Below are 7,803 nucleotides of genomic sequence, written 5' to 3'. Positions count from 1 at the left end.
CTGAGTTTCTGTAAGATGGCTTCTTTAAAGGCTCTTGAATGTCTTTGGTAATCCACTGGTTTTAACTTACCGCCCCCTGTCTATTTATAATATCAAATGAGGCGACAACTATCCTGACACAGGGGGAAAACCACCACCTAAATATATGTGCATACAAACATATATTTAGGTGTCTTCTTTTGATTGCTGCAAATCAACTACATATACAAACTATAATAAATAGCGGATTGTTATCTCGTTACTTGTTCAACAGAGTTATGAATAAATAATCCCTTCAATTTCATCCATAGATCTGGCTACCGCGAGCAAGTTCTCTTCGACAACCACATAGCAAACAAAACAATCAGCCCATTATCACATCAACTGGTTTGCAAGATACTCGTCATAAGTACCTTGGAAATCTACGACTTTTTGCCCTTTGATTTCGATAACACGGTTCGCCAAGGAAGAAACAAATGCCCTATCGTGGCTGACAAAAATCAGTGTGCCGTCAAAGTCTAACAAGGCATTGTTGAGCGCTTCGATGGCTTCCATATCCATATGGTTGGTTGGCTCGTCCATTACCAGGACATTTAAGTCCATCATCATTAACTTACCAAACATGAGGCGGTTTTTCTCGCCACCAGAACACACTCGCACTTTCTTATTGAAATCATCCGCCGTAAACAGCAAACGACCCAACATCGCGCGAACTTTTAGATCATCATGCTTAACCGTACGCCATTTAGACATCCAATCGAACAAGGTCAGGTCACAATCAAAATCGTCGGTAGTGTCTTGTGGACAGTAGCCAACAACAGCGTTTTCCGCCCATTTGATTTTACCTTGCTGCGCCTCTAACTCTTTCATCAAGCAGCGCAGAAAGGTAGTTTTCCCCACTCCATTTTCACCAATAACCGCCAGCCTTGAGCCCGCTTCTAAAATGATATTCCCCCCCGTAAACAGCAACTCATCGTAGCCGTGACCAAGGTCTTCTAGAATCAAAGCATGTCGGTGCAGTTTCTTGTCCTGTTTGAAAGACAGCGACGGCGTCATTCGGCTAGACTGTTTCACTTCCGCCAGTTCAATTTTTTCCAGTTTTTTCGCTCGGGAACTCGCCTGCTTTGCTTTTGAAGCGTTAGCAGAGAAGCGATTTACAAACGCTTGTAAGTCGTCCATTTCAGCACTTTTCTTCGCATTTTCTGTCAACAGTTGCTCACGAATCAAAGACGAAGCTTCCATAAAATATTCGTAGTTGCCGGGATAAATACGTAACTCACCAAAATCAATGTCTGCCATGTGCGTACACACAGAATTCAGAAAGTGACGATCATGGGAAATAATAATCATAGTGCATTTACGCTGGTTTAATATACCGGCCAACCAGTTGATAGTGTGAATGTCCAAGTTGTTTGTCGGCTCATCAAGCAGCAAAATATCAGGGTCTGCAAATAGTGCTTGGGCTAATAAGACACGTAATTTCCAACCGGGTGCCACTTGGCTCATAAGACCAAAATGATAGGATTCATCAATGCCCGCTTCTAATAAAATATCACCAGCACGACTTTCCGCACTGTAGCCATCCATTTCAGCAAACTCGGCTTCTAGCTCACCAGCACGCATGCCATCTTCTTCACTCATTTCCGGCTTAGCATAAATAGCATCGCGTTCTTGCTTCACTTTCCATAGTTCCACATCGCCCATGATCACTGCATCAACCACCGAGTACTCTTCAAAAGCGAATTGATCTTGGCTTAGCGTACCGACTTTTTCCCCTGGAGTGATGGACACATTGCCGGAGGTTGGCGTTAGCGCACCACTGAGAATTTTCATGAAGGTGGATTTGCCACATCCATTTGCACCGATTAAACCATAACGATTGCCATTACCAAATTTTGCCGAGATGTTTTCAAACAATGGCGTTGCGCCGAATTGCATGGTGATATTAGCCGTGGAGATCAAAGGAAAAAGCCCTAAATAAAGAGAAAAGAAAAACGTTTATACCGACCACAATGGGATCAAAAGACAAACAGAAAGAGGGGCGAATATAGAGATTTAAGCCATTAAAGTCGAGGCTTAAGTATCGTTTTTGCACAAATATCGCTAACGACAAACTCAGTACTTGATCCTATTTGTCGATAAAGACAGTTAAACAGTCGTAGAAGGGCCTTTTGAAGGACTTGCTGGGGAATCTTGAGAAAACCGATCCGTTTGTGACGGCGCTTCCTCTTCTTCTGACGCAGGTGTTTTTTGTGAATCAGCCGACATATACGCCATGACTTGACTCGACAAAAAGCCCAACACTTCTTTCGTTGCCCCATTGAGAAGGTTTTGTCTGGCTTTTTTGCTAATGTCACATTGCGTTGTCGCACCGAGCACAAAACTCGCCAACAATCCTGTCGGACTCACAGCCATGGCTAAAATGCTGTCTTTGGCTTTGTTGCGAGAGGTCGTCGCCTGCTTTTCCAACTGCTGAGTTTTCTCGAAGAGACGATCACGCTCACGTTGCATTTTCTTAAGACCAAACATGATTTACTCCTCTTGAGATGGAATAATGGCATCTAAAGTACGTGTAAAACCCATGTTTTTTAACGTACGTCTTACCAAATACAACAAAACCATCGCACTGACAAAGGTTACCAATGTAGCGGTTGCCAAAATGCCAACCAAAGAAAAACCATAACTCCAAGCAATCACGGCGCTCGTCGCGATGATTAACAACCAGGTTGTCAATAATAAGAAAATCACACCACACATTAGAGCAAGGAGCTGAGCACCGGAAGCCACCCACAACTTGGCCTCCAAGGCTCCCAGCCCTAACACACTCTTGAACCAATGTTTGTGATCATTCAGGACGACGGATAAGTCCGCAGTCTCTTTGTCTGAATCTGAGTGCGATGATGTCTCCATTTATAGTCGTCGCCCTTGTGATAAACTCTGGTGCTATTTACGCTTACATAAGAAGCTTGCGGCTAAGGCACCCGCTAAAAAAGCAATGCCTATGGTCTTAACGGGATGCTCTTTGGCGTATTCACCAATGGCAGAAGTAACTTTTTCAGATTGATTTTTCGCGGTATCCGCAATTTTATGGGCTTGCTCACTAATTTGCTGAGCAACCTCTTCGATTCGTTCTTGGCTCTGTTCTTTCGCTTGCGCAGCACTGTCTACCCCTTTATGCGCTGCCTCTGCTGCTTCATCCACTTTCTCATGTGCTTTGGATTGGGTCGTACTTTTGGTTGTTGTAGCCATTCTATACTCTCCTTTGGATTCAGAAATGATACTAATATTCAACGCCACTAACGATTCAATACCATGTCATAGCGATAGAGGTAAATCGTGCTTACAGACTAGCGCATATTTTAAGAAGATGCGAATATACTTTGTTCTCTAATCATTTTTTCTTTTTGTTGACAATCTTATTGTCATTTTCTGAGTCCTCCCCCCTCACATTGCGAGCATAAAAAACGGCCCTACTAGTATAGAACCGTTTTTTATTTTGAGTGATGCTTTAACAAAGCCCTTGCCTATTGGGCTTAGCAGCGATTAGAAGTAATGGGCGTAGCGCAATATATAGCGATTTCCCTCCGCACGGTTATGGGCATCTTGTTCAAAGTAAACGTTGGCTGTAATGGAGTCATCTTTACCTATCGAGAACAAAGCGCCAGGACCAATCGCCCAAACTTTTTCTTTACGGCCCGACACACTACGACCATCTATTTTGGTATTTGTTACCTGCTTTAACATATAGCCATTAATCCCGATGCTCACCGTTTTACTAACGGCATAAGCCGTCGCAAAGTTCATGTGAAACGCCTGACCTGCCTGAATGCTACTACTGGCACCAGTAGAAAAATTTGGATCATTATTTTTGCTATTCCACAAATACATAAAACGAGCAGAAGTGGTCCATTTTGGGGTGACCCAATAAGTAAAAGCGTAATAAGGTTCAACACTCCAAGCATGGCTACCTGGATTGACAATTTTATCTTTATCATATTGACCGGTCGGTCCGGTAATATCCAATTCAACACGTTGCGAGAACTTAGGCCCATTTTCTCCCATAATAGGATCAAATTGTAAGAAACCGCCCAACGTCAGATCACCAATACCTGTTTGTGATGGGGATGATCCATTGTCAGCTTTAGCAATCCATGGCAGTAAGGCTGTCCAACCTGGAGTAATATTCCCCCACTTTTTATGAGATACATAAATAATCTGAGAAAGGGGAACAAACATATCGGTTTTTGGATTCGCTACGGGCAAATCTTTCCCATTATTACCTTTTAAGGTATCTGCACGAATCGATTGTAAGTACTCTAAAAAATACCAACCTGGGCCATTTGGCGCAGGTGCACCATCGTAAAAGCTAGAGTCCCCCATATTCCCCCCAGGCAGATCGTAAGCCATTGCAGAAAAAGAAGCCAACGCGATACCACAGGCAAGTCCTGTTTTTTTAAGTGCCATTTTATTACCACCTTTTATTTTTATTTTTGATACAAGATTATTAAAAATAAGACCATCCCAAACTAGCTCTCATTGAGCCTGTGATCTGGCCTCACCGTCTTTATAAATAAGTAGACTCCAATCCTCCATCGACAGGAATATTGGCACCACATACCCAACGTGCGGCATCTGAACATAAGAAAGCGATGACTTCTGCGACTTCATCGGAATAGGCAGGGCGTTTCATACGCGCAGCGTCTTCTTGTACTCGCTCTTCACCCAACATACTGACAAAGTCCCCTAGAATCGGGGTAAAGACAGGACCTGGTGCCACACAATTTAAGCGCACGCCATGATCTCGAAACCAAGCGAAGGCCTTTTCTGTGCTCCAGACAATTAATGCTTCTTTAAAGTACTGATAACAGGTTTCTTGTGGTACAGGGTGTGCCTCTAACCAGTTGACACCGTCTTGAAAAGTCGCTTGAGACGCCAGCGCTTTGTGTGCCTCTAACCGCTCTGGCCAATCGCGCCCTAAAATTGATGACACATTAACAATGGCGGCACCATCATTCATTTTGGGCAATATTGACTGACTCAAATGGCGTAGTCCTAAATAATTCACTCGACTCACCAACTCTATAGAAGCGGTTCCAGGCACTCCTGCAATATTACACAAGCCATCAATACCAACAGGTAAAGACGTGACGGCTTTGTCGATTGCATGTATATCTGTTAAATCCAATTGAATAAAACCATCTAAGGTGAGGCTTGGCTCATTTCGGTCAATACCAATCACTTTCGCACCATGGAAACTCGCAAGACGAGCAACATCCGCCCCGATTCCTGACGAAACACCTGTAACCACTAAGGTCTTACCTAACAGTCTCATTTTTTTCTCGCTTCTATTATTGTTGTTATATGAAAAACAAAATACGTCCAAAATAGCCTTTTAGAGCTTGCTCTCAGGGAGGGAAAGGCCCAGAACAAAACATCGAAAAAACGATAATGGACGTAAACCTGAAAAACTATTTAGAGACGGATTAACCGCCTCGACTAGAAGAAACATAAAACAATGTAAGAAAACAATGCGCCCTCTTCGTTCTACTCCCCTTTCTTCCAGAACCTCATTAGGGTGCTCTGAGATAGAGATGGATTGACCAAACCGCAAACAAAGAAAGCCAAGAGAAAGAGAGTTTCTTATCATTATTAGTCTCCTGTCATTAACTGTTCATAAAAATTGCATAGAACGTACCACTTTTCTTTCACCGTCTCCCTAAAGATAAAAAAACCTCATAACAAAATGATTTTTATAGACTTTTCATTTCATTGTATTTTTTCCCTTACCGCCTCAGGTGAAAAAGCCATTCATTTAGATTGCTCAAATGATCAATTTTATAAAAAAAGATAACAGATCAGTTGATCAAATAAATAGTTTGGATGTATAACAATAAAGCAGATAACTAAACGACCAATGAGGAAAATAATAATGACAATGCCTCACCGTATTTCTCTAGCCGATATGTCACGCATCAACGCTAACGTATTACTCAAAGGCGATTCATCTCAGCTTAATAAGCAAGAATCTCCTACATTAGAAGAACTAACCGAGTGCCTTTGTTTTTCCCCTGGGGATGGTCGAATCTGGCTAAACGACGAGCGCATGCTACTCATCCATAATGCTTCCCTTGCCACATTAAGAAGAGAGCTTATCGATTCCCTAGGTCTAGAGGGAGCACGAGGCGTATTAACTCGAACAGGCTTTGAATCAGGAAAGCGCGATGCTAATCTAGTGAAATCACGCTGGCCAGATGCTGAAATCACCTCTATTTTTGGAGCAGGCATTCAGCTTCATGCTCTAGAAGGCATCGTTAAAGTCGAAACCATTTATTTTGAATTTGATATAGAAACAGGTCGTTATGAAGGCGAGTTTCTTTGGCACCACAGCAGCGAAGATGATGCTCATATTAACGCCTATGGTGTAGGCGCCGACCCTGCTTGTTGGCTAGAATTGGGCTATGCCATGGGCTACGTCAGCACTCTTGTTGGTAATATGGTCATTTTTCGCGAAGTAGAATGTCGATCCATGGGCCATGCAGCATGCAAAGTCGTTGCGAAAACAGCGGATCTCTGGCCTGACGCCTCAGAGGATCTTTATTACCTTGCAAAACAAGTATGTCCTTTACCTGCCAACCATAACCAAAATCAAGATGCCACACCAAAGAAACAAACCGACCAAACTAATCGCCCTATTACGATTGGTGCCTCTTCTGCATTTAAAGCAGCCACTCAAGCCATTACCAGAGTCGCTAAAACATCTGCTACGGTGTTATTAACTGGGGAATCAGGTGTGGGCAAAGAGCTATTCGCCTCACTTCTTCACCAATTAAGTCCACGAGAAAATAGCCCCTTTATCGCCTTTAACTGTGCGGCTATTCCTGAAAACCTATTGGAATCAGAATTATTTGGTGTCGAACGTGGGGCCTATACAGGAGCATCTCACAGTCGCCCCGGCCGATTTGAACGCGCTCAGGGTGGTACTATTTTCCTAGATGAAATTGGAACTCTCAGTCTTGTCGGACAAAGCAAATTATTACGGGCACTACAGGAAAAAGAAATCGAGCGCGTGGGGGGCACTAAAGCCATCAAAGTTGATGTGAGAATTGTGGCCGCCACCAACGATAACCTAAAAGACAAAGTTGCCAAAGGTGAGTTTCGTGAAGACCTTTATTATCGCCTAAATGTCTACCCTATTCCCCTACCCCCACTACGTGAACGCCGCGACGATATTCCTTTATTGGTCAACCACTATTACGAACATTATTGCCAATTACATGGGCGGGAACTCCAAGGCATCAGTATAAAAGCCCTACAGGCACTCTACAATTATGACTTCCCTGGGAATATTCGAGAACTGCAGAATTTGGTTGAACGCGGTGTTATTGGAGCAAATGACCACGAAAAGATCGAAACACACCACTTTTTTAGAACTGAAAATCTCACTAAACAATCAACATTTTGGATCAATCAGCAAGGAGAACTGACCTCCAAGGTACAGCAAGACAGCTCAGATGCCTCCGACTCGCTCCTAGAGCAACTAAAACAAAGCAATGAGGATGAGCAGTTTTCTATTAACAAACTGGAAGAGCGGCTGCTACATGAAGCGATGGATACCGCGCATGGCAATATGGCTGCGGCGGCACGCTCCCTTGGTTTAACAAGAGCGCAGTTGGCTTACCGACTGAAAAAAGTCGTCCCATAAACAGGGATGTCGACAAGAAAAAGCAGAAACAAAAAAGGCGAAAACACTGATTTCTCTGTTTTCGCCTTTTTGAAATAACGCCATACTCACTCCTACTACGCTACGCATCCACTCCTGAAAGA

The 7,803-nt window shown here is 43.3% G+C and carries 7 protein-coding genes; 1 reads left to right on the top strand and 6 read right to left on the bottom strand.

Features of this window, described 5'->3' with window-relative positions:
- Positions 1-354 precede the first annotated feature (354 nt).
- The 6 genes from MSP8886_RS20730 to MSP8886_RS20705 all read right to left on the bottom strand — a co-directional run bounded on the left by MSP8886_RS20730 (position 355) and on the right by MSP8886_RS20705 (position 5,311).
- Positions 355-1,941, bottom strand: a complete 1,587-nt coding sequence (locus MSP8886_RS20730; RefSeq protein ID WP_067020637.1) for an ABC-F family ATPase — start codon at positions 1,939-1,941, stop codon at positions 355-357.
- Between the two features lie 186 nt (positions 1,942-2,127).
- Entirely contained in the window at positions 2,128-2,508 is a 381-nt protein-coding gene (locus MSP8886_RS20725) for a DEAD/DEAH box helicase family protein (protein WP_067020634.1), read from the bottom strand.
- 3 nt (positions 2,509-2,511) lie between these two features.
- On the bottom strand, positions 2,512-2,889 hold the full coding sequence (locus MSP8886_RS20720; RefSeq protein ID WP_067020631.1) for a hypothetical protein: 378 nt from the start codon (positions 2,887-2,889) through the stop codon (positions 2,512-2,514).
- A 33-nt stretch (positions 2,890-2,922) separates the two neighbouring features.
- Positions 2,923-3,228 (bottom strand): DUF883 C-terminal domain-containing protein, encoded by a 306-nt coding sequence (locus MSP8886_RS20715; RefSeq protein WP_067020628.1) that lies wholly within the window; start codon positions 3,226-3,228, stop codon positions 2,923-2,925.
- A 294-nt stretch (positions 3,229-3,522) separates the two neighbouring features.
- Positions 3,523-4,443: a SphA family protein gene (locus tag MSP8886_RS20710; protein ID WP_067020625.1), complete on the bottom strand. Its 921-nt coding sequence runs from the start codon at positions 4,441-4,443 to the stop codon at positions 3,523-3,525.
- Between the two features lie 100 nt (positions 4,444-4,543).
- Positions 4,544-5,311: a coniferyl-alcohol dehydrogenase gene (locus MSP8886_RS20705; RefSeq protein ID WP_067020622.1), complete on the bottom strand. Its 768-nt coding sequence runs from the start codon at positions 5,309-5,311 to the stop codon at positions 4,544-4,546.
- 597 nt (positions 5,312-5,908) lie between these two features.
- Here MSP8886_RS20705 and MSP8886_RS20700 point away from each other — a divergent pair.
- Positions 5,909-7,681: a sigma-54-dependent Fis family transcriptional regulator gene (locus MSP8886_RS20700; protein ID WP_067020620.1), complete on the top strand. Its 1,773-nt coding sequence runs from the start codon at positions 5,909-5,911 to the stop codon at positions 7,679-7,681.
- Positions 7,682-7,803 lie beyond the last annotated feature (122 nt).

The sequence above is a fragment of the Marinomonas spartinae genome, assembly GCF_900089775.1.
Classification (GTDB): domain Bacteria; phylum Pseudomonadota; class Gammaproteobacteria; order Pseudomonadales; family Marinomonadaceae; genus Marinomonas; species Marinomonas spartinae.
This window is presented reverse-complemented; position numbering and strand designations above follow the sequence as displayed.